Origin of the sequence: Aldersonia sp. NBC_00410 (assembly GCF_026342035.1) — a bacterium.
GTDB lineage: Bacteria > Actinomycetota > Actinomycetes > Mycobacteriales > Mycobacteriaceae > Aldersonia.
The window spans coordinates 551,544-574,919 of the sequence record NZ_JAPENM010000002.1 but is presented as its reverse complement, the minus strand read 5'-3'; the positions used below and the strand labels follow the sequence as shown (position 1 = coordinate 574,919).

The following is a 23,376-nucleotide window of genomic DNA, read 5'->3' as shown; positions in this document are numbered from 1 at the left end:
GGTGATGCTATCGAGCGGGGTTGACGGTCAGACGCTGTCGAGTGGGACCGACGAATCGGTGAGCCTGGTCGGGTCGACCGGCCGGCCTGCGGTGATCATCTCCTTCACCGTATCGGTGACATCCCAAACGTTCACATTCATTCCGGCCAGCACGCGATTGTCGCCATCGAGCCAGAACGCGACGAACTCGCGCGCCCCGGTGTCGCCGCGCACCACCACGCGCGCGTCACCGGTGGCGTAGCCGACATACTCCATCCCGAGGTCGTACTGGTCGGTGAAGAAGTATGGAAGGTTCTCGTACGGTCGCGGGTGGCCGAGCATCGTGGCGGCGGCCGTCGCCGGCTGGTTGAGCGCATTGGCCCAATGCTCCACGCGGATTCGACGACCCAACACCGGATGCTGCTGGGCGGCGATGTCGCCGACGGCGACGATATCGGAATCGCTGGTCTGCAGGTTCTCGTCCACCAGCACCCCGCCGTCCACGTCGAGACCCGCCTCGCGCGCGAGTTCCACATTCGGCGCGGCGCCGACCGCGACGAGCACCGCGTCCGACTCGACGGTGCTGCCGTCGCCGAGCCGGAGGCCCGTCGCTCGACCGTCGGTGGTGGTGATCTCGGCGACCTGGCTCTCGAATCGCAAGTCGACGCCGTGCTCGCGGTGCAGGGCCGCGAACACCTCGCCCATCTCCGGTCCGAGCGCGCCGAGCAGTGGAAGTCGAGCACTTTCCACGACCGTGACCGCCACGTCGCGATTCCGGGCAGCGGCCGCGACTTCGAGCCCGATCCATCCGGCGCCGACGATCGCCAGACGGGTGCTCGCGCCCAGCATCGCGAGCAACGTGTCCGCGTCGTCGACGGTGCGCAGGTAGTGCACGCCGGCGGCATCCGCGCCCGGCAGGTCCGGTATCCGCGGGCGTGAGCCGGTGGCCAGCGCCAGCTTGGTGTAGCCGATCGTCGAGCCATCGGGCAGCGTCACCGTGTGTGCGGCCGGGTCCAGCGCGGTCACCGTGGTGCCGAGGCGCAGATCGATGTGATGGTCGCGATACCACTGCGCGGGCAGCGGGGTGGCGTCGGCGAGCGTCTGTTTGTCGGCGAGATAATCCTTCGACAACGGTGGGCGCTCGTAGGGCAGGTGCTCCTCGGCCGCGATCACGATGACGTCTCCGGGAAAGTCCTTGTCCCGCAGGGCCTGCGCGAGCTTGGCGGCGGCGAGCCCGCCGCCGACGATGACGAAGGTCGATGCTGCGGACATCTTCGGTGCTCCTCACGTCCCAGGGAGGCGGCCGGCGGCGACCGTGCCCACCCGTGCCGGGCTGCCGCGGCCGATCGTGCCGGTTTCGACACTACTGGGAATCGCTGCGGCTGCGGGAAGCATCGGGCGGGTGGTGGTGTTGTTCATGTTTGGAGTGTGTTTTGTTTCGATGAGCAACGACTGGAACGAGGTCGGCGCTCATCGCAAGTCCCCGAACCTCATGAGGAGATCGCATTGGCCGAGCAAACAAAGAAGGACGTCGTCGGATTCTGGTTCGATCCGCTGTGCCCGTGGTGCTGGATCACCTCGCGGTGGATTTTCGAGGTCGAGCAGGTCCGCGATATCGAAGTGGAATTGCACGTGATGAGCCTGGCCGTGCTCAACGAGGGCCGTGACCTGCCCGACAACTACCGCGAGATGATGAAGTCCGCGTGGGGCCCGGTCCGAGTGGCGATTGCCGCGGCGCAGCAGCACGGCGACAAGATCCTCGCGCCGCTGTACACCGCGATGGGCACCCGGATCCACGACCGCAAGGCCGAATACGAGCGCGAGTCGCGCGCGGAGACGTTCGCGGCCGTGATCGCCGACTCGCTCGCCGAGGTCGGTCTGCCCGCCGAGCTGGCCGAGGCAGCGAACACCGACGCCTATGACGAGGCCCTGCGCAAGAGCCATCACGAGGGCATGGACGTCGTCGGGGAGGACGTCGGCACCCCCACCATCCACATCAATGGCGTGGCATTCTTCGGGCCCGTGCTGTCCCGGATTCCGCGCGGCGAGGTCGCGGGCACGGTGTGGGACGGGGCGGTGGCGCTCGCGTCCTACCCGCACTTCTACGAGCTCAAGCGCACCCGCACGGAGGGCCCGCAGTTCGACTGACTACGCAGGCGGCTATCCGCCTCCCGGCCACGCCTGTGTCGCGGTGGCCGGGGGGCGATACCCGCCAGGCGGCATCCCGGCGGGCGGATTCGGTCGCCACCAAAGCTTTCCGTGCCGGCTGCGGTCGCGCAGCGCGTTGGCCCGCCAGGTCAGCACCGGATGGGTGGCGAGACCGTTGACCAGCCAGACGAAGAAGCCACGCTCCTGCCACGACCGGTCGGCGAACTCGTCCATACCGACGACTCGGTTGAGGTATTTGCCGGCAGCAAGCGTCGCCAATGCGCCGGCACTACCCTGCGGGCGGTGGCAGAACCCGTGATTGTCGGCGGTGTACTCCTGTGCGCGGTAGAGCGAATGCCCCAGAAACGGCAGGAACGGTGCCGCGAACATGCCGAGTTGGCGCCAATACGACGTGTGGCCCGCCGCGATGTGGCCCACCTCGTGGCCGATGATGAACGCCAGCGCCTCGGGGTCGCGCGCCTCGCCGCCGATTTCGAACAGATCGCTGTAGACCACGACGAACCGGCGCAGCCCGTGCCCGGACGCGAAAGCGTTGATCCGACCGTTGCCGAGGACGACGTAGGCGTCGGGCACCTCGGCCATGCCGAAACGCGCCGCCGCCTCGGCGACGAGTCGGTGGCCCTCCGGGAACTGCGTCGGTGACATCCGGACGCCGTTCACCCGCTGTGCCGCGAAGTTCCGGCCGCGGGCGAAATAGAGCGCCACGGGGGCGAGCAGAAACAGCAGCACGAACGCGTTGATCGTGCCGAGCAGCGCCGCGATGATCGCGCCGATGTAGATGAACCCGGTCGCGAGGACCACCAGCACGAGCATCGGCACCTCCCACGAATGCAGTGCGGGCCGGTCGAACGGGGAGAGTCCGCGCGGTGGGATGCCGAAGGGCGCACCGTAGCCGGTCGATCCGGCAGGTCCGGGCCGATGGTCCGGCGGCAGTTGAGGATCCATTCCCGCAGGGTATTCGGCGGGTCGGCGCGCGACCACAATTACGCGACCGCCTTGGCGCCGGCGGCACGCCGAACGGACCCGGTCACCGCGTTCGCACGGCGGCGCGGCAGACTTTCGGTCATGCGCGTATACCTCGGTGGCGACCACGCCGGCTTCGAACTGAAGGCCAAGATCATCGAACACCTCACCGGACTCGGACACGAGGCGGTGGACTGCGGAGCTCACACCTACGATGCGGTCGACGACTATCCGGCGTTCTGCGTCGAAGCCGCGCGCCGCGTGGTCGCCGATGAAGGCAGCCTCGGCATCGTGCTCGGCGGCAGCGGCAACGGTGAGCAGATCGCGGCCAACAAGGTCCCCGGTGCGCGGTGCGCGCTGGCCTGGAACGTCGAGATCGCCACGCTCGCCCGCCAGCACAACAATGCCCAGCTGATCGGCATCGGCGGGCGGATGCACTCGGTGGAGGAGGCGCTCGCCATCGTCGACGCCTTCCTCGAGACACCGTGGTCGGGGGAGGAGCGTCATCAGCGGCGCATCGACATCCTCTCCGAATACGAGCGCACAGGCACGCCGCCCGCGCTGCCGGCCGACTGACCGGCGGTGCCGGAGGGGCACACCCTGCACCGATTGGCCCGGCTGCATCAGCAGCGTTTCGCCGGCGCCCCGGTGCGGGTGTCGAGCCCGCAGGGCAAGTTCGCGGCGGGCGCGCTGATGGTCGACGGTCGCGTGCTGGTGAAGGCCGAGGCCTGGGGCAAACACCTACTGCACCATTACGACTCGGGGCAGACGGTGCACGTGCATCTCGGTTTGTACGGCGCGTTCACCGATTCGGAGCTGCCGATGGGGCCACCGGTCGGGCAGGTCAGGATGCGCATGGTCGGTCCGGATTTCGGCACCGACCTGCGCGGACCGACCGCCTGCGAGGTGCTCGGTCCGGACGAGGTGGCAGGGATCGAGGCACGGCTCGGGCCCGACCCGTTGCGTCGTCGAGCAGATCCCGAGCTCGCCTATCGGCGCATCGCGGCGTCGCGTCGTTCGGTTGCGGCGCTGCTGATGGATCAACGGGTGCTGGCCGGGGTCGGCAACGTGTATCGCGCGGAACTCCTTTTTCGCCACAGGGTTTCGCCGACGCGGCCGGGTGTGGCCGTCACGCCGGAGCAGTGGCTGGAGATGTGGACCGATTTGGTTGCGTTGATGCGCGTGGGACTACGACGAGGCAAGATCGTCACGGTTGCCCGCGAGCACGATCACGGTGAACCTTCGTATGCCCCGAACCGGCCGCGAACCTACGTCTACCGACGCGCCGGTGCGCCATGCCGTATCTGCGGCACAACGATCCTGCACAGTGTCCTGGAGGGGCGAAACCTGTTCTGGTGTCCGGTTTGTCAGCCGGATTAGCCAGGCGCGTTGAGCGGAGCTAGAAGCCGCCGAAATCGCCACCGCCGAAATCGCCACCGCCCCAATCGCCGCCACCGCCGCCGAAATCGCCGCCACCGGCGTCCCCACCGCCGAAATCGCCGCCACCGGCATCGCCGCCACCGCCGTCACCACCGGAGTTCAGGCCGTCCTGGTAGCCGTCGCCGTAGCCGTTCTCGAAAGCGGCGGCGTCGTAGCCGACCCCCGCCATGCCGGAGAACATCGCACTGAACAACAGCGCGGAACCGATACCCCACGCGCCGGCGACCAAGGCCGGCTTCCACCATGGCTCGGAATACCAGCCCGCCGGAATCGGCCGGCCCGCGACGCGGCCGCCGGGATAGTAGTTCGGCGTCTGCGCGGAGGGCTGTGGGGACGCGGCGATGGTGCGGCCCTCGAAATCGACCTCACGTTGCTCGGTGACCGCGCCCGCGGTGTTCTGTCCGTCGAGCTCGGCGATCGCCGGCCCCGCGTCCATCCCCATCGCGGTGCGGGCGGCGCGGATGTAATACAGACCTTCGAGCGCGGTCTGCTTCGCCAGCCGAGCCTGAGCGGGGGTGCGAGCCTGGTCGATCTGTGAACCGGCCGCGATATGACGCTCCGACGCGTCCGCGAGCGCCTGCTTCGAGGGCTCGTCGGTGCCGGTGAGGTTGTAGACCTGCCCGCCGAGTCGTTCGATCGCTTGCCGGGCGTCTGCCTTGGCGTCCTCCAGTGATGCAGCGCTGCGCTGTTGCTTCGACTTCTTCGCGTTCACGACCACGACGGCGACTACCGCAATGATGAGGACGATGAGCAGGATCTCCACCAGAGTTCCTTCGGACTGGGCAAAAGGGACATTCCCAGAGTACCGGCGGTGCGGTCGGGGCGATCGGGGCCAGGAGCGGCAAAACGCCCGCAACGGCGTGCGGACGTGCGAAGTTGTGGAGCCGATGACGGGAATCGAACCCGCGTGGCCAGTTTGGAAGACTGGGGCTCTACCATTGAGCTACATCGGCAGGCACACGACATCGATGGGATCGCCACGATGTCGTCTGCGTTGTGAGACTGTACCCAACCTCGCTTTGGAATTGGTAATCGGGTGACCGTAGGATTGCGTGCTGGTTCAGCACAGGTGTCGGGAACGGGGTGTGGCGCAGCTTGGTAGCGCATCCGCTTTGGGAGCGGAGGGTCGCAGGTTCAAATCCTGTCACCCCGACCAGCAGGATCCATCCGGCCGGGCGGTCGTTGCCGCGAGCCTGACCGATTCACAGCAATGGAACGACTGACGTTAGACAAAGGAGCATGTCCGTGAAGAGCACCGTCGAGCAGTTGAGCCCGACGCGCGTCCGGATCAACGTTGAGGTGCCCTTCGAGGAACTCAAGGGCGATTTCGACCGCGCATACAAGTCGCTGGCCCAGCAGATTCGCATCCCCGGCTTCCGCCCGGGCAAGGCGCCCGCCAAGCTGCTGGAGGCGCGAGTGGGCCGCGGCGCGATCCTCGAGCAGGTCGTCAACGACGCGCTGCCGGCCCGCTACAGCGAGGCCGTCTCCACCTCCGAGGTGAAGGTGCTCGGCCAGCCCGACATCGAGATCACCAAGCTCGAGGACGGCGATGAACTCACCTTCACCGCCGAGGTGGACGTGCGCCCCGAGATCACGCTGCCGGACTACTCCGAGATCGCCGTGACGGTCGACCCGATCGAGATCGCCGACGAGGACGTCGCCGAGCAGTTGCTCTCGCTGCGGCAGCGTTTCGGCACCCTCACCGGCGTCGAGCGCGCCGTGCAGGACGGCGACTTCGTCTCCATCGACCTGTCGGCGACCGTCGATGGTGCCGACGTGCCGGAGGCGCAGACCACCGGCCTGTCCCACGAGGTCGGCTCCGGCCAACTCATCGAGGGCCTCGACGAGGCGATCATCGGGCTGAGCGCCGGCGAATCCAAGGACTTCACTTCGAACCTCGTCGCGGGTGATCACGCTGGCAAGGAGGCGGTGATCACCGTGACCGTCGGTTCGGTCAAGGAGCGCGAGCTGCCCGAGGCCGACGACGAGTTCGCTCAGCTGGCCAGCGAGTTCGACACCATCGACGAGCTCGAGGCAGATCTGCGCGAGCGCGTGGCCCGGGTCAAGAAGGTCGAGCAGGCCGGTGTCATTCGCGACAAGGTGCTCGACGCGCTGCTCGAGTCGGTCGACGTACCGCTACCCGAGGCCGTCGTCAAGGCCGAGGTCGACTCCGTCGTGCACGACGCCGTGCACGAACTCGACCACGACGAGGACAAGTTCAACGCGCTGCTCGAGGAGCAGGGGTCCAGCCGCGAGGAGTTCGACAAGGACACCACCGAGTCCGCCGAGCGTTCGGTGAAGACTCAGCTGCTGCTCGACGCGATCGCCGAGGCCGAAGGCACCCAGGTCGGTCAGGAAGAGCTGACCGAACGGATCCTGTTCCAGGCGCAGCGCTACGGCATGTCGCCCGATCAGTTCATCCAGCAGATCCAGCAGGCCAACCAGCTCGGTGCCGTGTTCTCCGACGTGCGCCGCGGCAAGGCCCTCGCGGGTGTGGTCGAGCAGGCGACGGTCACCGACACCGCGGGCAACACGGTGGACACTTCGGAGCTGTTCGGCTCGAGTTCTGCAGACGATGACGACTCCGTCGTCGTGGGCGAGGACGACTCGCTCGTGGTGGACGCGGACGACGCCGTTGCGGAGGACGCGGCGGCCGAGACCGATGCGCCGGTCGAGGCAATCGACGAGAAGTAGTGGGCGGGCTTTTTCCGCTGTAAGCGAAGTAGGGCGGCACCGGGACTCCGGTGCCGCCCTCCTTCGTTAGTGTTTGTGTCGGAAGCGGACGAGTTCTCGATCGCACCGAGCTACGCTCGCCGATCGCATCGAGCAAGAATGAAGGCAGGTACCGTGACAATCGACAAGAAGGCGACCGAGCGTGTGGCGCCCCGGTCCTTCGGCCGTGACGCCAGCGCAATGACCTCCGCGACCGCGGGTCTGAACCTGAGCGACTCGGTGTTCGAACGGTTGCTTCGCGAGCGCATCATCTTCCTCGGCACGCAGGTGGACGACGACATCGCCAACAAGCTGTGCGCGCAGATTCTGCTGCTGACGGCAGAGGATCCGGTGCGCGACATCTCGCTCTACATCAATTCCCCTGGCGGTTCGGTCAGTGCCGGGCTCGCGATCTACGACACGATGCAATTCGCCGAGTGCGACGTCGCCACCTATGGCATGGGTCTGGCCGCGTCGATGGGGCAGTTCCTGCTGACGGCAGGCGCCAAGGGCAAGCGCTACGCCCTGCCGCACACGCGCGTGATGATGCATCAGCCCTCCGCCGGCATCGGCGGTAGCGCGGCCGACATCGCGATCATGGCCGAGCAGTTCACCTACACCAAGAAGGAACTCAACGAGCTGCAGGCCCTGCATACCGGCAAGTCGGTGGAGCAGGTCACCGCGGACGCGGATCGCGATCGCTGGTTCACCGCGCAGCAGGCGCTCGAGTACGGCTTCGTCGACCACGTGATCGCGCGTGCTCAGCAGGCCGGCGGCACGAGTAACTGACGCTGAGGCCGCCGCCTCGAGCGCGTCCGGCACCGCCACCCACAACTTCCTGGAGACGAAGATGGCCAACCTGTTCGACCCGAGCCGCATGCCGACGTCGGCACCGATCGCGACACCGCAGTCGCGTTATATCCTGCCGTCGTTCATCGAGCATTCGAGCTACGGCGTCAAAGAATCGAACCCCTACAACAAGCTGTTCGAGGAACGGATCATCTTCCTCGGTGTGCAGGTCGACGACGCGTCGGCGAACGACGTCATGGCGCAGTTGCTGGTGCTCGAGTCACTCGACCCCGACCGCGATATCACCATGTACATCAACTCGCCCGGTGGCTCGTTCACATCGCTGATGGCGATCTACGACACCATGCAGTACGTCCGCGCCGACGTCGCCACCGTGTGCCTCGGTCAGGCGGCCTCTGCGGCGGCGGTGCTGCTGGCGGCCGGCACACCGGGCAAGCGCGCCTGCCTGCCCAACGCCCGCGTCCTCATCCATCAGCCGTCCGTCGAAGGTGGCATCCAAGGTCAGGTTTCCGACCTCGAGATCCAGGCGGCCGAGATCGAGCGGATGCGCCGGCTGATGGAGACCACGCTGGCTCACCACACCGGCAAGGACGCGTCCGTCATTCGCAAGGACACCGATCGCGACAAGATCCTCACCGCCGAAGAGGCCAAGGAGTACGGGATCATCGACACGGTGTTCGAGTACCGGAAGCTCAGCGCACAGAAGTGATCGCGCCGGCCGGGCACCGAACGCTTCGGGTGCCCGGCCGCGCCGGTAGGGAATCGACCGACGTGCTGCCCAGCGACACGCCGAATCAGTCGATTTGCTGCGGACCCGGGTGAAGACCGGCGAGGCTGGGCCAGGTTCACGCAGTGCGGATAGCGGTTCGGCGAGTTGTGCGACGCGGGTAAGCGAATCGCCAGCGAGAAGTCGACCGCAATCACGGAGTGCGGGTACCGTCACAACAGAGCCAGCGTCGTGGTCGGCAGTATCGACCCGTGACTGTCGACGCAGGGTTCGCACCCGACAGACGAAAGTAGGGACTCGAGGATGGCACGCATTGGGGATGGCGGCGATCTGCTGAAGTGCTCTTTCTGCGGCAAGAGTCAGAAGCAGGTGAAGAAGCTCATCGCTGGTCCCGGCGTGTACATCTGCGACGAGTGCATCGACCTCTGCAACGAGATCATCGAGGAAGAGCTTGCAGAGTCGAGCGAGGTCAAACTCGACGATCTGCCGAAGCCGACCGAGATCCGCGACTTCCTGGAGAACTACGTCATCGGTCAGGACACTGCGAAGCGCACGCTCGCGGTGGCGGTCTACAACCACTACAAGCGGATCCAGGCCGGTGACAAGGGCCGCGACTCCCGCGGCGAAACGGTCGAGTTGGCGAAGTCCAACATCCTGATGCTCGGCCCGACCGGTTGCGGTAAGACCTATCTGGCGCAGACGCTGGCGAAGATGCTGAACGTGCCGTTCGCGATCGCGGACGCCACCGCGCTCACCGAGGCCGGCTACGTCGGCGAGGACGTCGAGAACATCCTGCTGAAGCTGATCCAGGCTGCAGATTACGACGTCAAGCGTGCCGAGACCGGCATCATCTACATCGACGAGGTCGACAAGATCGCCCGCAAGAGCGAGAACCCGTCGATCACCCGCGACGTCTCCGGTGAGGGCGTGCAGCAGGCGCTGCTGAAGATCCTGGAGGGCACTCAGGCCAGCGTGCCGCCGCAGGGCGGACGCAAGCACCCGCACCAGGAGTTCATCCAGATCGATACGACCAACGTGCTGTTCATCGTGGCGGGCGCGTTCGCTGGCCTGGAGAAGATCGTCTCCGAGCGAATCGGTAAGCGCGGCATTGGGTTCGGCGCCGAGGTGCACTCCAAGGCGGAGATCGACACGCGCGACCACTTCGCGGAGGTCATGCCGGAGGATCTGATCAAGTTCGGGCTCATCCCCGAGTTCATCGGCCGGTTGCCGGTCGTCGCTTCGGTGACGAACCTGGACAAGGAATCGCTGGTCAAGATCCTGTCGGAGCCGAAGAACGCGTTGGTCAAGCAGTACACCCGGCTGTTCGAGATGGACGGGGTCGAGCTCGAGTTCACCAACGACGCACTCGAGGCGATCGCCGATCAGGCGATCCTGCGCGGCACCGGCGCTCGCGGCCTGCGCGCGATCATGGAAGAAGTGCTGCTGCCGGTGATGTACGACATCCCCAGCCGCGACGATGTGGCGAAGGTCGTCGTCACCGAGGAGACCGTCGTCGACAACGTGCTGCCGACCATCGTGCCGCGTAAGCGCGGCCGCGAGGAACGTCGCGACAAGACCGCGTAAGCGCCGCACACCCCAGCCTGCTGCCGATCCGCAGGCTCCCATTGAACGGGATGAACGGAACCGTTCAGTCGATCAGATCGACTGAACGGTTCCGTTCAGTCGATAAGGGGAGTGGGTGCCGGCGACTACTCGATCCGCTCGGCGCAGGAGTAGATGTTCATCGACTCACCGCGCAGGAAGCCGACCAAGGTCGTTCCCGCCTCCTCGGCCAGGTCCACGGCCAGTGAGCTCGGCGCCGAGACCGCCCCGAGGACCGGGATGCCGGCCATCACCGATTTCTGCACCAGCTCGAACGAAGCGCGCCCGCTGACGATCAATACCAACTCGGTCGCCGGGATGCGGTTGTTGTCGACCGCCCAGCCGATCACCTTGTCGACGGCGTTGTGCCGTCCTACATCCTCGCGCAGCACCACCAATTCCCCGTCCGCAGTGAACAAGCCCGCGGCGTGCAGCCCGCCGGTCGCGGCAAACACTCGCTGATGTTCGCGCAGCGTCTCCGGCATGTCCGCGAGTACCCGAGTAGCGACCCGCAGCTCCGTGCCCGCCACGTCGAACCGTGACTTGGTGCGCACCTGATCGAGCGACGTCTTGCCGCAGACACCGCATGCGCTGGTGGTGAGGAAGCTGCGCGGATCTGCAGGCACCACCGAACCGGTGGCGTCGCGCAGGGTCACGTCGAGCACGTTGTAGGTATTCGCACCGTCCTCGTCCGCGCCGTCGCAGTAGCGGATGGTGTCGACGTCGGCGCGGTCGGCGATGATCGCTTCGGCGTGCAGAAAGCCGAGCACGAGCTCCACGTCGTTGCCAGGGGTACGCATCGTGATGGTCAGGTCGCTGCCGTCGATCCTGATCTGCATCGGCTCTTCCACGGCAAGTGTGTCCGGTCGTCGCACGGTGCCGGTCGCCGACCTGCGCACCACCGGACGTCGTGTCGTTACCCGACCCATCAGCCGAACACCCGATCTCGCTGCATGTCTCCATCTTGCTCCCCACCACGGACTGCCGCGCGCGGCTAGGGTCTGCGGTGTGGACGCCGACATTCGCTCCGGACGCCGGGGTGATCTTCGCGAGCTATCGCAGACGCTTGGCCGTGCCTTCCACGACGACCCGGTGATGAGTTGGATGTTGCCGGACCCGGGAACCCGCGCGGTCGGGTTGCCCCGCATGTTCGCCACCCTCGCCCGGCATCACCACCTGCACGAGGACGGCGGGGTGGAGGTGGCGCGATCCCGTGACCGCATCGTCGGTGTGACGTTGTGGGACCCGCCGGGACGATGGCGACCTTCCCGGTTCCGCGAGTTGCGGATGATGCCCGGCATGATCCGGGCCTTCGGTTCGCGCGCGTCGGCGGGTTCGGCGGTCGCCGACTACATGCGCAAACGCCATCCCGCCGAACCGCACTGGTATCTGGCGGCGATCGGGACCGACCCGTCCGCGCGCGGTGCCGGCCACGGTCGAGCTCTGCTCGATTCGCGCCTGGACAAGTGCGACGCCGAACAATGGCCGGCGTATCTGGAATCCAGCAAGGAAATCAACGTGCCGTACTACGAGAGGTTCGGTTTCGTTGTGCGGGAAGAGATCAGGATTCCCGACGGCGGCCCCGCGTTGTGGGCGATGTGGCGGGATCCGCGCTGATCGCGAAGATTACTCCCGGCCGGCCGATACCCAACTGGCGTCGGCCGAGCGGGCACCGGAAACCTGCGCGGCGATTGCGTCGAGCGCGGTGACGACGGTCTCGTCGAGGTGCACCGAGAGTGCCCCGAGGTTCTCGTCGATGCGTTCGGGCCGCCGCGTGCCTGGGATCGGCACGACCGGCAACCCCAACCGCTCGCCCTTGTCGATCAGCCACGCGAGGCACAACTGAGCCGGTGTCGCATCCGAGGTCCTGGCGAGCGCGGCAATGGTCTCGGTGAGGATCAGGTTTTCCTGCAGCGCGTCGTCGGCGAATCGGGGGAAGTGCCCGCGGATATCGCCGGATCCGATCGACGCCGCAGACACGGTGCCGGTCAGGAAGCCGCGGCCCAGCGGGGCGTAGGGGACGAAGCCGACACCGAGCTCGGCTGCTGCCGGCACCACGTGACGTTCCACGTCCCGGCTGAACAGGCTCCACTCGGACTGGACCGCGGCGATCGGGTGCACCGCGTTGGCCCGGCGCAGCTCGTCGGCCGTCACCTCGGAGAGCCCGAGATGGCGCACCTTGCCCGCCCGCACCAGCTCGGACATCGCCGACACGGTCTCCTCGATCGGCACGGCGGGATCGATACGGTGCAGGTAGTACAGGTCGATGACGTCGATGCCGAGCCGCGACAAGCTTTCGTCCGCGCACTGTGCGACGTAGGCCGCATCTCCCCGGCTGGCTCGGTCGCCGGTCGCGGGGTTGCCGGCGATACCGAACTTCGTGGCTACCGTCACCTCGGCGCGGCGATCGGCGAGCAGTCGGGCAATCAACTTCTCGTTCGCGCCGAGGCCGTAGACGTTGGCCGTATCGAGGAAGGTCACGCCCGCATCGACCGCGTGGGTCAGCGTGGCAAGCGCGGCGTCGGGCTCGATCCCGCCATACACGGGGGTGAGAGCCATGCCGCCGAAGCCGAGCGCACTCGTGGTCAGGCCGTCGCCGAGCGGGCGACGTGCCGTGGGGCTGCTCGGGTTTGCTGCCGACATCTCGCTCCTTCGCGTGCAGACCAGTTGTCGTCCGGGCAGGCCGCTTCGGCGCGAACTTCACATTCACTACGCCGGAACTGTGCGCCCGGAGCAACTCTAGAACCAGCCGCGGCCAGCGGAAAGCCATCGAATCAGTTCACGTCCGAGTGCAGATTTTCCCCGGTTGGGACGCTATTGTGGTCGCGAAGGACGGGGTGTTCGGTGTCCCTCATCTATCGAACATCCCGTCTTTCGTTGTGTGCGCGCCCATCGGCTCGAGCGCAGTGCAGTGCACCGCTTCGCGCCAACTAGAATTCTCCGGGTGACCAGCCCAGCACCTGACGAATCCCGTAATCGTGTGGACGCCCTTCCCAAAAGCTGGAACCCCAGCGAGGTAGAGGGACCGATGTACGAGGGCTGGGTGCGCGCCGGGTTTTTCGGTGCCGATCCGACGAGTGACAAGCCGCCGTTCTCGATGGTCCTGCCGCCACCGAACGTCACCGGCAGCCTGCACATGGGCCACGCGCTCGAACACGTGATCATGGATGCGCTCGCCCGTCGCAAGCGGATGCAGGGCTTCGATGTGTTGTGGCTGCCGGGTACCGACCATGCGGCGATCGCCACCGAGAAGATCGTCGAGACCCAACTGGCCGCCGACGGCATCACGAAGGACGACCTCGGTCGCGAGGGATTCCTGGCCAAGGTGTGGGATTGGAAGGACCGGTCCGGCGGCACCATCGGCAGCCAGATGCGTGCGATCGGCGACAGCGTCGACTGGGGACGGGACCGATTCACCATGGACGAGGGTCTCGCGCGCGCCGTGCAGACCGCGTTCAAACGGATGTACGACGACGGCTTGATCTACCGCGCCGAGCGGTTGGTGAACTGGTCGCCCGAGTTGCGCACGGCAATCTCCGATATCGAGGTGAAGTACGACGAGGTCGAGGGCGAACTCGTCTCGTTACGCTATGGCTCGCTCGATGACGACGAACCGCATGTCGTTGTCGCGACCACTCGCGTCGAAACGATGCTCGGCGACACAGCGGTCGCGGTCCATCCCGACGATGAGCGCTACCGGCACCTGATCGGCACCACGATCTACCACCCGATCACCGAGCGGCAGATTCCCGTGATCGCCGACGACTACGTCGATCCCGAGTTCGGTTCGGGCGCAGTCAAGATCACCCCGGCCCATGATCCGAACGACTTCGAGATGGGCCTTCGGCACAGCCTGCCGATGCCGAACATCATGGACGAGCAGGCCCGGATCATCGACACCGGAACCGAATTCGACGGGATGGACCGCTTCGAGGCGCGGGTCAAGGTGCGCGAGCGGCTCGCCGAGGAAGGCCGCGTCGTCGCGGAGAAGCGGCCCTATCTGCACAGCGTCGGTCATTCCGAGCGTTCCGGCGAGGCGATCGAGCCGCGGCTGAGCCTGCAGTGGTGGGTGAAGGTCGAGACGCTCGCGAAGGCGGCAGGCGACGCGGTTCGCAACGGCGACACGGTGGTTCACCCCGCGAGTCTGGAACCGCGCTGGTTCGGTTGGGTCGACAACATGCACGACTGGTGCATCTCGCGCCAGCTGTGGTGGGGCCATCGCATCCCGATCTGGTACGGACCCGACGGAGAGGTGCGCTGCCTCGGCCCCGACGAAACTGCGCCCGAGGGCTGGGTGCAGGACCCCGACGTGCTCGACACGTGGTTCTCCTCGGGGCTCTGGCCGTTCGCCACGATGGGCTGGCCGGACGCTTCGCGCGACCTCGACCGCTACTACCCGACGAGCGTCCTGGTCACGGGATACGACATCCTGTTCTTCTGGGTCGCGCGGATGATGATGTTCGGCACCTACGTTTCCGGCGACGCGGTCCTCGGCGGTGGCGAGGGCGGCGCCGGGACGGTGCCGTTCCGGGACCTGTTCCTGCACGGTCTGATTCGTGACCAGTTCGGCAAGAAGATGTCGAAGTCGCGCGGCAACGGGATCGACCCGCTCGACTGGGTGCAGGCCTACGGCGCGGACGCGCTGCGGTTCACGCTGGCGCGCGGTGCCCAGCCCGGCAGTGACCTGTCGATCGGGGAGTCGCATGCCGCGGCGTCGCGCAACTTCGTGACGAAGCTCTTCAATGCCACGAAGTTCGCGCTGATGAACGGTGCTACCGCCGATCCGGCATCCACACCGAGCCTCGACCGCGCTTCGCTCACCGCCGCCGACCGGTGGATCCTCGACCGGCTCGAACAGGTCCAACTCGAGGTCGATGCCGCATTCGACCGCTACGAATTCGGCAAGGCCTGCGAGGCGCTGTACCACTTCACCTGGGATGAAGTGTGCGACTGGTACCTCGAACTGGCGAAGGTGCAATTCAACTCCGGCGATGAGACGCTCGCCGAACGCACCCGTACCGTGCTCGGCAGCGTGCTCGAGGCCCTGCTGCGGCTGCTGCATCCGGTGATGCCGTTCGTGACCGAGTCGCTCTGGCAGGCGCTCACCGGCGGCGAGTCGGTGGTCATCGCAAACTGGCCGGAGTCCTCCGGCGTGGACACCGATACCACTGCAGCGCAGCGAATTACGGATACCCAGCGGCTTATCACCGAGATTCGCCGGTTCCGCAGCGACCAGGGGCTCAAGGACAAGCAGAAGGTCGCCGCCAGACTGGTCGGCCTGGACGAAGCGGGACTGGCAGCACAGCGCCCGGCGATCGCCAGCCTGGCCCAATTGACCGCTCCCGATGCGGATTTCCGCGCCACGGCCGCCCTGGAGGTGCGCCTGACCGCCGAGACGGTGACGGTGGAGCTCGACACCTCGGGCGCGGTCGACCTGGAGGCCGAGCGTCGTCGGCTGGAGAAGGACCTCGCCGCGGCCGAGAAGGAATTGGCCGGCACCACAGCGAAGTTGGGTAACGAGGCCTTCCTGGCCAAGGCGCCCGAGGCCGTTGTCGACAAGATCCGCGCGCGCAAGGAATTCGCCGCCGACGAGGTCGCCCGATTGCGGGCCAGGCTAGCGACGATGGGGGCCGAGTGACGTCGGGCGACGCTGCCGACCGGGAGCCGGAGCGTCTCGACGCCGCTCCGTCTCCGGTCGATCTGGCGGAACTGGCGTTGGTCGAGGCTGAACTCGACAAGCGTTGGCCCGAAACGAAAATCGAGCCGTCTACGGCCCGGATCGCCGCGCTGATGGACCTTTTGGGCTCGCCGCAGCACAGCTATCCCGCGATCCACGTCGCAGGCACGAACGGCAAGACGTCCGTCGTCCGGATGATCGACTCGCTGCTGCGCAGCCTGCATCGGCGCACCGGCCGGACCACGAGTCCGCATCTGCAGATCGCGACCGAACGGATCGGAATCGACGGTGAACCGATCAGTCCGCGCCGCTACGTGGACACCTACCGCGAGATCCTGCCGTACGTCGAGATGATCGACGCGCAGTCCGCAGCGGCCGGCGGCCCGGCGATGAGCAAGTTCGAGGTGCTCACGGCGATGGCGTTCGCGTCCTTCGCCGAAGCGCCTGTCGACGTGGCGGTGGTGGAGGTCGGCCTCGGTGGTCGTTGGGACGCAACGAATGTGATCGACGCGCAAGTCGCGGTGATCACACCGATCGGTCTGGACCACATGGATTATCTCGGCTCCGATCTCGCCACGATCGCGGGCGAGAAGGCCGGCATCATCAAACGCGCTCCCGAGCAACTGATTCCGCTCGACACCGTGGCGGTGATCGCGGAGCAACAGCCCGAAGCGATGGACGCAGTGCTGCGCGGCGCCGTCGAGGCGGACGCCGCAGTCGCGCGGGCGGGCTCGGAGTTCGCGTTGCTCGGCAGGCGAATCGCGGTCGGCGGACAGCAAATCGAACTGCGCGGGCTCGGCGGCGTCTATGACGAGATCTTCCTGCCGCTGCACGGTGAGCATCAGGCGCACAACGCCGCGCTCGCGCTCGCTGCCGTCGAGGCGTTCTTCGGCGCCGGTGCCGACCGGCAACTCGACATCGACGCGGTGCGCGCCGGGTTCGCCGAGGTGAGCAGCCCGGGTCGGCTCGAACGGGTGCGCAGCGCCCCGACGATCTTCCTCGACGCGGCGCACAACCCGGCCGGGGCCAAGGCGCTCGCCGCGGCGCTGGCCGACGAGTTCGATTTCCGCAAGTTGGTCGGTGTGCTCGCGGTGATGGGGGACAAGGACGTGTCCGGAATCCTCGCCGCGCTCGAACCTGTGCTCGACGAGGTGGTGGTCACCACCAACGGGTCGCCTCGGTCGATGGATCCCGATGAACTCGCCGATCTCGCGGTGCAGCGGTTCGGTGACGAGCGTGTGGTGACGGCTGCGACGCTCGCCGACGCGCTGGAAATCGCCGTCGGGATGGCCGAGGACGTCGCCGACCCGGGGGAATCGGTGTCCGGGGCCGGAGTTGTGGTCACCGGCTCCGTGGTCACGGCAGGTGCTGCGCGCACCCTGTTCGGAAAGGACCCCGCGTGAGCACTCCGGAGGGCGGCTTCAACCCACCGACGAACGACCCGTGGAAGGGCATGCGCGGGGTGATGGCGGGCACGCTGGTGCTGGAGGCGATCGTCGTCCTGCTCGCGCTTCCGGTCGTCGGCACCGTCGGTGACGGGCTGACGCCGGTGTCGGTGGGGTATCTCGTCGGCCTCGCGGTGCTGATGATCGTCGCGTCCGGGCTGCAGCGTCGCCCCTTTGCGATTGGGCTCAACCTGGTTTTGCAGGTCGCGCTGATCGCCGGGTTCTTCATTCATCCATCGATCGGCGCAATGGGCATCATCTTCGCGTTCGTCTGGGGATACATCTTGTATTTGCGCTGGGATATCGGACAGCGGATGGAAAAAGGACTGTTACCCGGTCAGCGCGACGCTCGCGGCTAAGCTACCCGCGAGTAACAATTGCTGGTCCCCCTGCTATCCTCGTCGCCGTGACTGAGCGGACTCTCGTACTGATCAAGCCCGATGGCGTGGCACGTGGATTCATCGGCGAAATTCTCGGCCGAATCGAGCGCAAGGGGCTGAAGATCGTCGCCCTCGAGCTCAAGAACGTCTCGGACGACCTCGCCGGCGCGCACTACGCCGAGCACGCGGAGAAGCCGTTCTTCGGATCGCTCAAGGAATTCATCACCTCCGGCCCGGTCGTCGCGGCCATCCTGGAAGGACCGCGAGCGATCGCTGCGTTCCGTCAGCTCGCCGGCGGCACCGATCCGGTGGAGAAGGCGGTGCCCGGCAGCATCCGCGGCGACTTCGCGCTCGAGACCCAGGAGAACCTGGTTCACGGATCCGACTCGCCCGAGTCGGCCGCGCGCGAGATCGCGCTCTGGTTCCCCGCGCTCGGCGCCTGACGACCCCCTACTCGAGCCCGCGTCCTGGCACTGCCACGGCGCGGGCTCGGGCGATTGTGCGGGTTCGGCCGGGGGTGTGGGATACTGACGATGGTTGTATTCGCAATTTGTGCTTTTCCGCGAGTTCGACCGGATGACGCCTCGGCACGATGCCGATCATCGCTGCTGTTGGTTGCGGATACCCCGCTCGACCAACGCACGCTGGATGATCAGCGCTCGAACCGTGGAGCACAGCCATCCAGCCAGGCACCGCGTGCCGGCGAGCCAGACGAGTGAAAGTGTTACCCGGCGATCCGACCACGCGGAGCGAGACCACTTGATCCCGCGCTCTACCGCGTGGGAGCCGGACATTGCCCGCCGCGTGGCCGCGTGACACCCAACCGGGTGGTACGCGCCCGGAGGGCCTAGGAGAAATACGTGGCCGATCGAGAGCCGCCGGAGACCTTCGAACAGCCGAGCGAATCGGCCGAGCGCACCGCCCCATCGCCCTCCCCAACCGAAGAACGGCCTCCGTTGCCGGAACGCATCAGGGTGCATGCCCTCGCGAAGCTGCTGGGTGTGACCAGCAAGCGGGTGCTCGCCCACCTCACCGAAATCGGCTCCGAAGCGCGCAGTGCGCAGTCGAGCCTCAACCGAGACGTGGCCGAATCGGTCCGTGACTCGTTCACCGAGTCGACGGCAACCGAGTCTGCTCCGGCGCCCGACGGGCCGGTCGCAGCCACCGCGGCGTCGGCCGAGCCCGAGCAGGCCGCCGAACCTGGATCGAACGCCGGGCCACAGCTGTTCAGCCGCACCCTCACGGTCGAAACCGACACGACGGTGGCGGGCGTTCCCGCTCCGGCGTACGACGTGCAGGCACCGCTGTTCCTGCCGCCCGCCCCGCCCGAGCCGGTGCGGCGGACCCGTAAGGCTTCGGCGAAGGCCGAAGTGCCCTCCTCGACGAAGGCCGACGAGGCCGAACGCGCCGACGAGGACAAAGCCCCGGCCGACGAGACCGCAGCGGACCAGACCGACATCTCCGCGTCGGACAGCGACGACGACGACGGCGAGTCGGGTCAGCAGCGCCGCCGCCGCCGTGGCCGCCGTGGCCGCGGTCGTGGCCGCGGCGAGCAGTCGGGCGCCGATGGCGAAGCCGGCGACGACACCGAGGCGACGCCGTCCGACGAGAAATCCGAGGACGGCGGGGGTAAGCCGGACACCGGCGAGCAGGACACCGGTAGGCAAGCCGCCAAGGCCAAGCAGGACACCAAGGCGAAGGCCGACCGCGACGCCGCCAAATCGGGTCAGGACGCAGCGGAATCCGGCGACGGCGAGGCGGCCGAATCCGAGCAGGGCGAGGACGACTCCGCCGGTGACAGTTCGAGTCGCCGCCGTCGGCGTCGACGTCGTCGTAAGGTCGGTGGCGAGGGCACCTCGGAGACGAACGAGTCCGAGGACGACCCGCCGAACACCGTGGTGCACGAGCGCGAGCCACGCAGCAAGGGCAAAAAGGACGAGGTCCAGGGCATCAGCGGCTCGACCCGCCTGGAAGCCAAGCGACAGCGGCGACGCGACGGCCGCGACGCCGGACGTCGTCGCCCGCCGATCCTGAGCGAGTCGGAATTCCTGGCCCGCCGCGAATCCGTCGACCGCGTGATGGTGGTGCGGGAGAAGACCTTCGACTCCGAGGGTGGACCGGCGGCGCCGGTCATCCAGGTGGGCGTGCTCGAGGACGACATCCTCGTCGAGCATTTCGTCACCACCACGAGTTCCGCGTCGATGGTGGGCAACGTCTACCGCGGCCGCGTCCAGAACGTGTTGCCGAGCATGGAGGCAGCGTTCGTCGACATCGGCCGCGGCCGCAACGGCGTGCTCTACGCGGGCGAGGTGAACTGGGAGGCTGCCGGACTCGGCGGCAAGGAACGCAAGATCGAACAGGCGCTCAAGCCCGGTGACCAGGTACTCGTCCAGGTGAGCAAGGACCCGGTCGGGCACAAGGGCGCCCGGCTGACCACCCAGATCAGCCTGGCCGGCCGATTCCTGGTCTACGTTCCCGGCGGCAGTTCGACCGGGATCAGTCGCAAGCTGCCGGACACCGAGCGCAAGCGGCTCAAGGAAATCCTGCGCGACATCGTTCCCTCCGACGCCGGGGTGATCATCCGCACCGCTTCCGAGGGCGTCAGCGCCGATGAACTCGCGCGCGACGTCGAGCGGTTGCAGTCGCAGTGGCAGCGCATCGAAGAACTGGCCGCAGGCGCGGCCAAGGGCAATCCGCAGGCGCTCTACGAGGAGCCGGATCTGCTGGTGAAGGTCGTGCGTGACCTTTTCAACGAGGACTTCTCGAAGCTGGTCATCGAGGGCGAGGACGCCTGGAACACGATCGAGACCTATGTGCGCACGGTTGCTCCCGACATGCTCGGGCGCGTGCAGCGCTACGCGGGCGAGGGCGTGGACGTTTTCACCGCGCATCGGATCGACGAGCAATTGGCCAAGGCGCTCGAGCGCAAGGTGTGGCTGCCGTCCGGCGGCACCCTGGTTATCGACCGCACCGAGGCGATGACCGTGGTGGACGTCAACACCGGCAAGTTCACCGGTGCCGGCGGCAACCTCGAGGAAACCGTCACGCGCAACAACCTGGAAGCAGCCGAGGAGATCGTGCGGCAGATGCGCTTGCGCGACATCGGCGGCATGATCGTGGTCGACTTCATCGACATGGTGCTCGAATCCAACCGTGACCTCGTGTTGCGTCGGCTCACCGAGGCACTCGGGCGCGACCGCACCCGGCACCAGGTCTCCGAGGTCACATCGCTCGGCCTGGTGCAGATGACGCGCAAGAAGATGGGCACCGGTCTGGTCGAGGCGTTCTCGACGACGTGCGAGCACTGCCACGGTCGCGGGCTCGTCGTGCACACCTACCCGGTGGAGATCGGCGGCGGCGACGAAGGTGGCTCGCGTAGCGGTGGCCGCGGCGAATCGTCGCGGCGCCGGCGCGGCAAGGACAAGGCTGCCGACACGAACGGTGCGAGCGAGCAGGCCCCGAGCGGTGACAAGGACCACCAGCCCGACGCGTCGACCAAGCGCGCACACCCGGCGGCGTTGGCGATGGCGGCGCACCACGCGCACGACCACGACGAGACCGGCGCTGCCGACTCCGTTTCCGATGTCGGCGCTGCCGAGGAGGCGGCGGTGGCGGCCGAGGTCGTGTCCGTCGAGACCGCGACGGCCGACGACCTGGCGGCCGCATCGGCCGATTCCGGTGATGCGACGACAGCCGAACCGGCCGTGGCCGAGTCGGTGCCGGAACCGACCGCGTCGCCCGCAGTCGCACAGTCGACGTCGGCAGACAGCACCACAGCGCCCGAGCCGACTCGGCCCGATGCCGCGGCGGTGCGGAAGCCGACGCGCCGGCGGGTGTCCCGCGCGGCCTCCTCGCCGGCAGCCGATTCGGCTGGAACGGTTTTCGTGATCCCCGTCGAAGCGGCGGAGGAAGCGACGCACGAGCCCACCGGGGTTGCGGAAGCTCTGCGCAGCGCCCCCGTGGCCGCACCGCGGGAGCGGCGCCGTCGCGCAGCCGGGCGACCGGCCGGGCCGCCGGTGGACGTCGACGCCTAGTTCTCGAGCGCCCGACGCGCGGCCTCAGCTCGCGCGTCGGGAACGCCTCGCCGACAACACCGGATCGGGGACGAGTTCGCGCGGTATCACCAGCTGCCCGCGCGCACCGCGACGCTGGATCGCTACACCGCGGAAGTGGGGCACCACCCTCGTCACATGGCGAAGTCGACGCTGAACTGAACTCCCGGCCCGCTGAACGCGTATGCGGTGGCCGTGTAGCCCGCATAGAGCACGGTGCCGGCTTCGGCGTAGCCGAGCCGGCGCATCGCGAAACGCCCGCGAGCGGCACCGAGCAGGTAGCTGGGGATAAAGGAGAGGAAAACCACCGCGGCGTATATCCCGAGCATTATGCCGAACACGCGCGGCTCATCGAAGTTCCACAGGGCGATGCCACCGAGCGCTGCACCCGGCACCCCGAACCGGATGCTCGCGCCGAGCGGGCTGGTCGCATCGGCCCACATATCGGCACGATGCAGGTCGTAGCGGGTGGCCCGGTCGCAGGTGAACGCCATAGTCAATGGAATCAGCGTGGCGGCGGACGGTGGTGTGCTCAACGTGGTCGCTCCCCCGGATCGTGACCAGTTTTCGCCTGCGACACTAGCGTTCGGGCGCATCGATGCCGGCGACCGAGCCGGTTTGACCAGCGGCGCGCCGATCCCGTAACCTTGAACGGTCGCCGCCTGGCGACATCGCTTCGCCGCGCCCGCCTTGGACCATGTGCAATTCGGAACCGGGCGAGTGGCGCAGGCAGCCAACAGGCCAGTCGTGAGGTTGAGCGCCTTGCGAGCGTTTTCGAGTGTGACCAGGAAGATAGGGGTAGCCGTCCGATGGCAACGTACGCGATCGTCAAGACCGGCGGAAAGCAGTACAAGGTCGCGGTCGGTGACCTGGTGAAGGTCGAGAAGATCGAAGCCAAGCCCGGTGATGCTGTGGAGTTGACGCCGGTTCTCGTCGTCAACGGCGCCGAGCTCACCACCGACGCCGACAAGCTGGCCGGCATTTCGGTCACCGGCGAGGTCGTCGAGCAGACCAAGGGCCCGAAGATCCGGATCCACAAGTTCAAGAACAAGACCGGCTACCACAAGCGCCAAGGTCACCGTCAGAAGCTGACGGTCCTCAAGGTCACCGGCATCAAGTAATTCGAGCTTTCACGAACCCTGGAGGGTCGCAGACATGGCACATAAGAAGGGTGCATCCAGCTCGCGCAACGGTCGCGATTCGAATGCCCAGCGGCTCGGCGTCAAGCGCTTCGGTGGTCAGAGCGTCAACGCCGGCGAGATCTTGGTCCGCCAGCGTGGCACGCACTTCCACCCCGGCGTGAACGTCGGCCGTGGCGGCGACGACACGCTGTTCGCGCTCAGCGCGGGTGCGGTCGAGTTCGGCAACAAGCGTGGTCGCAAGACCGTCAACATCGTTCCGGCGCAGCAGGCCTAGGTCA

General features: G+C 67.2%; 22 protein-coding genes and 2 tRNA genes. 16 read left to right on the top strand and 8 right to left on the bottom strand.

What is annotated here, in order from left to right:
• Positions 1 to 27: 27 nt before the first annotated feature.
• Positions 28 to 1,251 (bottom strand): NAD(P)/FAD-dependent oxidoreductase, encoded by a 1,224-nt coding sequence (locus tag OG921_RS06430; RefSeq protein WP_266111512.1) that lies wholly within the window; start codon positions 1,249 to 1,251, stop codon positions 28 to 30.
• 12 nt (positions 1,252 to 1,263) lie between these two features.
• Positions 1,264 to 1,398, bottom strand: a complete 135-nt coding sequence (locus OG921_RS06425; protein WP_266111511.1) for a hypothetical protein — start codon at positions 1,396 to 1,398, stop codon at positions 1,264 to 1,266.
• Positions 1,399 to 1,485: 87 nt separating this feature from the next.
• On the opposite strand from OG921_RS06425, the gene OG921_RS06420 reads away from it, so the two are divergent.
• Positions 1,486 to 2,127 carry a DsbA family protein gene (locus OG921_RS06420; RefSeq protein ID WP_266111510.1) on the top strand — a complete coding sequence of 214 codons (642 nt, stop codon included), beginning with the start codon at positions 1,486 to 1,488 and terminating at the stop codon, positions 2,125 to 2,127.
• A 12-nt stretch (positions 2,128 to 2,139) separates the two neighbouring features.
• Here the strand turns inward: OG921_RS06420 and OG921_RS06415 are convergent, their stop codons facing one another.
• Positions 2,140 to 3,093, bottom strand: a complete 954-nt coding sequence (locus OG921_RS06415; RefSeq protein ID WP_266111509.1) for a M48 family metallopeptidase — start codon at positions 3,091 to 3,093, stop codon at positions 2,140 to 2,142.
• A 120-nt stretch (positions 3,094 to 3,213) separates the two neighbouring features.
• Here OG921_RS06415 and OG921_RS06410 point away from each other — a divergent pair, with 120 nt between their 5' ends.
• Together OG921_RS06410 and OG921_RS06405 are read left to right on the top strand one after the other, a co-directional pair.
• The gene (locus tag OG921_RS06410; protein ID WP_266111508.1) at positions 3,214 to 3,687 is read left to right on the top strand and encodes a ribose-5-phosphate isomerase; all 474 of its coding nucleotides are present in this window, start codon (positions 3,214 to 3,216) and stop codon (positions 3,685 to 3,687) included.
• 6 nt (positions 3,688 to 3,693) lie between these two features.
• Entirely contained in the window at positions 3,694 to 4,491 is a 798-nt protein-coding gene (locus tag OG921_RS06405) for an Fpg/Nei family DNA glycosylase (protein WP_266111507.1), read from the top strand.
• A 19-nt stretch (positions 4,492 to 4,510) separates the two neighbouring features.
• On the opposite strand, the gene OG921_RS06400 is transcribed toward OG921_RS06405, so the two are convergent.
• Positions 4,511 to 5,314, bottom strand: a complete 804-nt coding sequence (locus OG921_RS06400) for a DUF1542 domain-containing protein (protein WP_266111506.1) — start codon at positions 5,312 to 5,314, stop codon at positions 4,511 to 4,513.
• Between the two features lie 116 nt (positions 5,315 to 5,430).
• Positions 5,431 to 5,504, bottom strand: a tRNA-Gly gene (locus OG921_RS06395).
• A 126-nt stretch (positions 5,505 to 5,630) separates the two neighbouring features.
• Here OG921_RS06395 and OG921_RS06390 point away from each other — a divergent pair.
• The 5 genes from OG921_RS06390 (at position 5,631) to clpX (ending at position 10,384) form a co-directional block, all read left to right on the top strand.
• Positions 5,631 to 5,707, top strand: a tRNA-Pro gene (locus OG921_RS06390).
• 89 nt (positions 5,708 to 5,796) lie between these two features.
• Positions 5,797 to 7,245 (top strand): trigger factor, encoded by a 1,449-nt coding sequence (gene tig, locus OG921_RS06385; protein WP_266111505.1) that lies wholly within the window; start codon positions 5,797 to 5,799, stop codon positions 7,243 to 7,245.
• 219 nt (positions 7,246 to 7,464) lie between these two features.
• The gene (locus OG921_RS06380; RefSeq protein WP_266111648.1) at positions 7,465 to 8,052 is read left to right on the top strand and encodes an ATP-dependent Clp protease proteolytic subunit; all 588 of its coding nucleotides are present in this window, start codon (positions 7,465 to 7,467) and stop codon (positions 8,050 to 8,052) included.
• Between the two features lie 61 nt (positions 8,053 to 8,113).
• Complete coding sequence (locus tag OG921_RS06375) at positions 8,114 to 8,782, top strand: ATP-dependent Clp protease proteolytic subunit (protein ID WP_266111504.1); 669 nt, start codon at positions 8,114 to 8,116, stop codon at positions 8,780 to 8,782.
• Between the two features lie 321 nt (positions 8,783 to 9,103).
• Positions 9,104 to 10,384 carry an ATP-dependent Clp protease ATP-binding subunit ClpX gene (gene clpX / locus OG921_RS06370; protein WP_266111503.1) on the top strand — a complete coding sequence of 427 codons (1,281 nt, stop codon included), beginning with the start codon at positions 9,104 to 9,106 and terminating at the stop codon, positions 10,382 to 10,384.
• A gap of 125 nt (positions 10,385 to 10,509) precedes the next feature.
• Here the strand turns inward: clpX and fdhD are convergent, their stop codons facing one another.
• Entirely contained in the window at positions 10,510 to 11,331 is an 822-nt protein-coding gene (fdhD, locus tag OG921_RS06365) for a formate dehydrogenase accessory sulfurtransferase FdhD (protein ID WP_266111502.1), read from the bottom strand.
• A 79-nt stretch (positions 11,332 to 11,410) separates the two neighbouring features.
• On the opposite strand from fdhD, the gene OG921_RS06360 reads away from it, so the two are divergent.
• Positions 11,411 to 12,019, top strand: a complete 609-nt coding sequence (locus OG921_RS06360; protein WP_266111501.1) for a GNAT family N-acetyltransferase — start codon at positions 11,411 to 11,413, stop codon at positions 12,017 to 12,019.
• Positions 12,020 to 12,028: 9 nt separating this feature from the next.
• Here the strand turns inward: OG921_RS06360 and OG921_RS06355 are convergent, their stop codons facing one another.
• Positions 12,029 to 13,045, bottom strand: coding sequence for an aldo/keto reductase (locus OG921_RS06355; RefSeq protein ID WP_266111500.1), 1,017 nt, complete (start codon positions 13,043 to 13,045; stop codon positions 12,029 to 12,031).
• 301 nt (positions 13,046 to 13,346) lie between these two features.
• Between OG921_RS06355 and OG921_RS06350 the strand changes: the two genes are divergently transcribed.
• The 5 genes from OG921_RS06350 to OG921_RS06330 all read left to right on the top strand — a co-directional run bounded on the left by OG921_RS06350 (position 13,347) and on the right by OG921_RS06330 (position 21,938).
• Positions 13,347 to 16,040: a valine--tRNA ligase gene (locus OG921_RS06350; protein ID WP_266111499.1), complete on the top strand. Its 2,694-nt coding sequence runs from the start codon at positions 13,347 to 13,349 to the stop codon at positions 16,038 to 16,040.
• Positions 16,037 to 17,482, top strand: a complete 1,446-nt coding sequence (locus OG921_RS06345; protein ID WP_266111498.1) for a folylpolyglutamate synthase/dihydrofolate synthase family protein — start codon at positions 16,037 to 16,039, stop codon at positions 17,480 to 17,482. The genes OG921_RS06350 and OG921_RS06345 overlap by 4 nt, the downstream gene beginning before the upstream one ends.
• A 50-nt stretch (positions 17,483 to 17,532) precedes the next feature.
• A complete protein-coding gene (locus OG921_RS06340; RefSeq protein ID WP_266111647.1) occupies positions 17,533 to 17,883 on the top strand; it encodes a DUF4233 domain-containing protein in 351 nt (116 codons plus the stop codon).
• Positions 17,884 to 17,930: 47 nt separating this feature from the next.
• The gene (ndk, locus tag OG921_RS06335) at positions 17,931 to 18,347 is read left to right on the top strand and encodes a nucleoside-diphosphate kinase (protein WP_266111497.1); all 417 of its coding nucleotides are present in this window, start codon (positions 17,931 to 17,933) and stop codon (positions 18,345 to 18,347) included.
• A gap of 417 nt (positions 18,348 to 18,764) precedes the next feature.
• The gene (locus OG921_RS06330) at positions 18,765 to 21,938 is read left to right on the top strand and encodes a translation initiation factor IF-2 N-terminal domain-containing protein (protein ID WP_266111496.1); all 3,174 of its coding nucleotides are present in this window, start codon (positions 18,765 to 18,767) and stop codon (positions 21,936 to 21,938) included.
• 152 nt (positions 21,939 to 22,090) lie between these two features.
• On the opposite strand, the gene OG921_RS06325 is transcribed toward OG921_RS06330, so the two are convergent.
• Positions 22,091 to 22,492 carry a hypothetical protein gene (locus OG921_RS06325; RefSeq protein ID WP_266111495.1) on the bottom strand — a complete coding sequence of 134 codons (402 nt, stop codon included), beginning with the start codon at positions 22,490 to 22,492 and terminating at the stop codon, positions 22,091 to 22,093.
• Between the two features lie 273 nt (positions 22,493 to 22,765).
• Here OG921_RS06325 and rplU point away from each other — a divergent pair, with 273 nt between their 5' ends.
• Both rplU and rpmA read left to right on the top strand, forming a co-directional pair.
• A complete protein-coding gene (gene rplU / locus OG921_RS06320) occupies positions 22,766 to 23,077 on the top strand; it encodes a 50S ribosomal protein L21 (protein ID WP_266111494.1) in 312 nt (103 codons plus the stop codon).
• Between the two features lie 34 nt (positions 23,078 to 23,111).
• Complete coding sequence (gene rpmA, locus OG921_RS06315; RefSeq protein ID WP_266111493.1) at positions 23,112 to 23,372, top strand: 50S ribosomal protein L27; 261 nt, start codon at positions 23,112 to 23,114, stop codon at positions 23,370 to 23,372.
• Positions 23,373 to 23,376: the final 4 nt, after the last annotated feature.

What these genes read in the sequence shown, in the direction of transcription:
- OG921_RS06430 (WP_266111512.1), bottom strand. Translation starts at nt 1,251, where the DNA reads ATGTCCGCAGCATCGACCTTCGTCATCGTCGGCGGCGGGCTCGCCGCC.
- OG921_RS06425 (WP_266111511.1), bottom strand. Translation starts at nt 1,398, where the DNA reads ATGAACAACACCACCACCCGCCCGATGCTTCCCGCAGCCGCAGCGATT.
- OG921_RS06415 (WP_266111509.1), bottom strand. Translation starts at nt 3,093, where the DNA reads ATGGATCCTCAACTGCCGCCGGACCATCGGCCCGGACCTGCCGGATCG.
- OG921_RS06410 (WP_266111508.1), top strand. Translation starts at nt 3,214, where the DNA reads ATGCGCGTATACCTCGGTGGCGACCACGCCGGCTTCGAACTGAAGGCC.
- OG921_RS06380 (WP_266111648.1), top strand. Translation starts at nt 7,465, where the DNA reads ATGACCTCCGCGACCGCGGGTCTGAACCTGAGCGACTCGGTGTTCGAA.
- OG921_RS06375 (WP_266111504.1), top strand. Translation starts at nt 8,114, where the DNA reads ATGGCCAACCTGTTCGACCCGAGCCGCATGCCGACGTCGGCACCGATC.
- clpX (WP_266111503.1), top strand. Translation starts at nt 9,104, where the DNA reads ATGGCACGCATTGGGGATGGCGGCGATCTGCTGAAGTGCTCTTTCTGC.
- fdhD (WP_266111502.1), bottom strand. Translation starts at nt 11,331, where the DNA reads ATGGGTCGGGTAACGACACGACGTCCGGTGGTGCGCAGGTCGGCGACC.
- OG921_RS06355 (WP_266111500.1), bottom strand. Translation starts at nt 13,045, where the DNA reads ATGTCGGCAGCAAACCCGAGCAGCCCCACGGCACGTCGCCCGCTCGGC.
- OG921_RS06340 (WP_266111647.1), top strand. Translation starts at nt 17,533, where the DNA reads ATGCGCGGGGTGATGGCGGGCACGCTGGTGCTGGAGGCGATCGTCGTC.
- rplU (WP_266111494.1), top strand. Translation starts at nt 22,766, where the DNA reads ATGGCAACGTACGCGATCGTCAAGACCGGCGGAAAGCAGTACAAGGTC.
- rpmA (WP_266111493.1), top strand. Translation starts at nt 23,112, where the DNA reads ATGGCACATAAGAAGGGTGCATCCAGCTCGCGCAACGGTCGCGATTCG.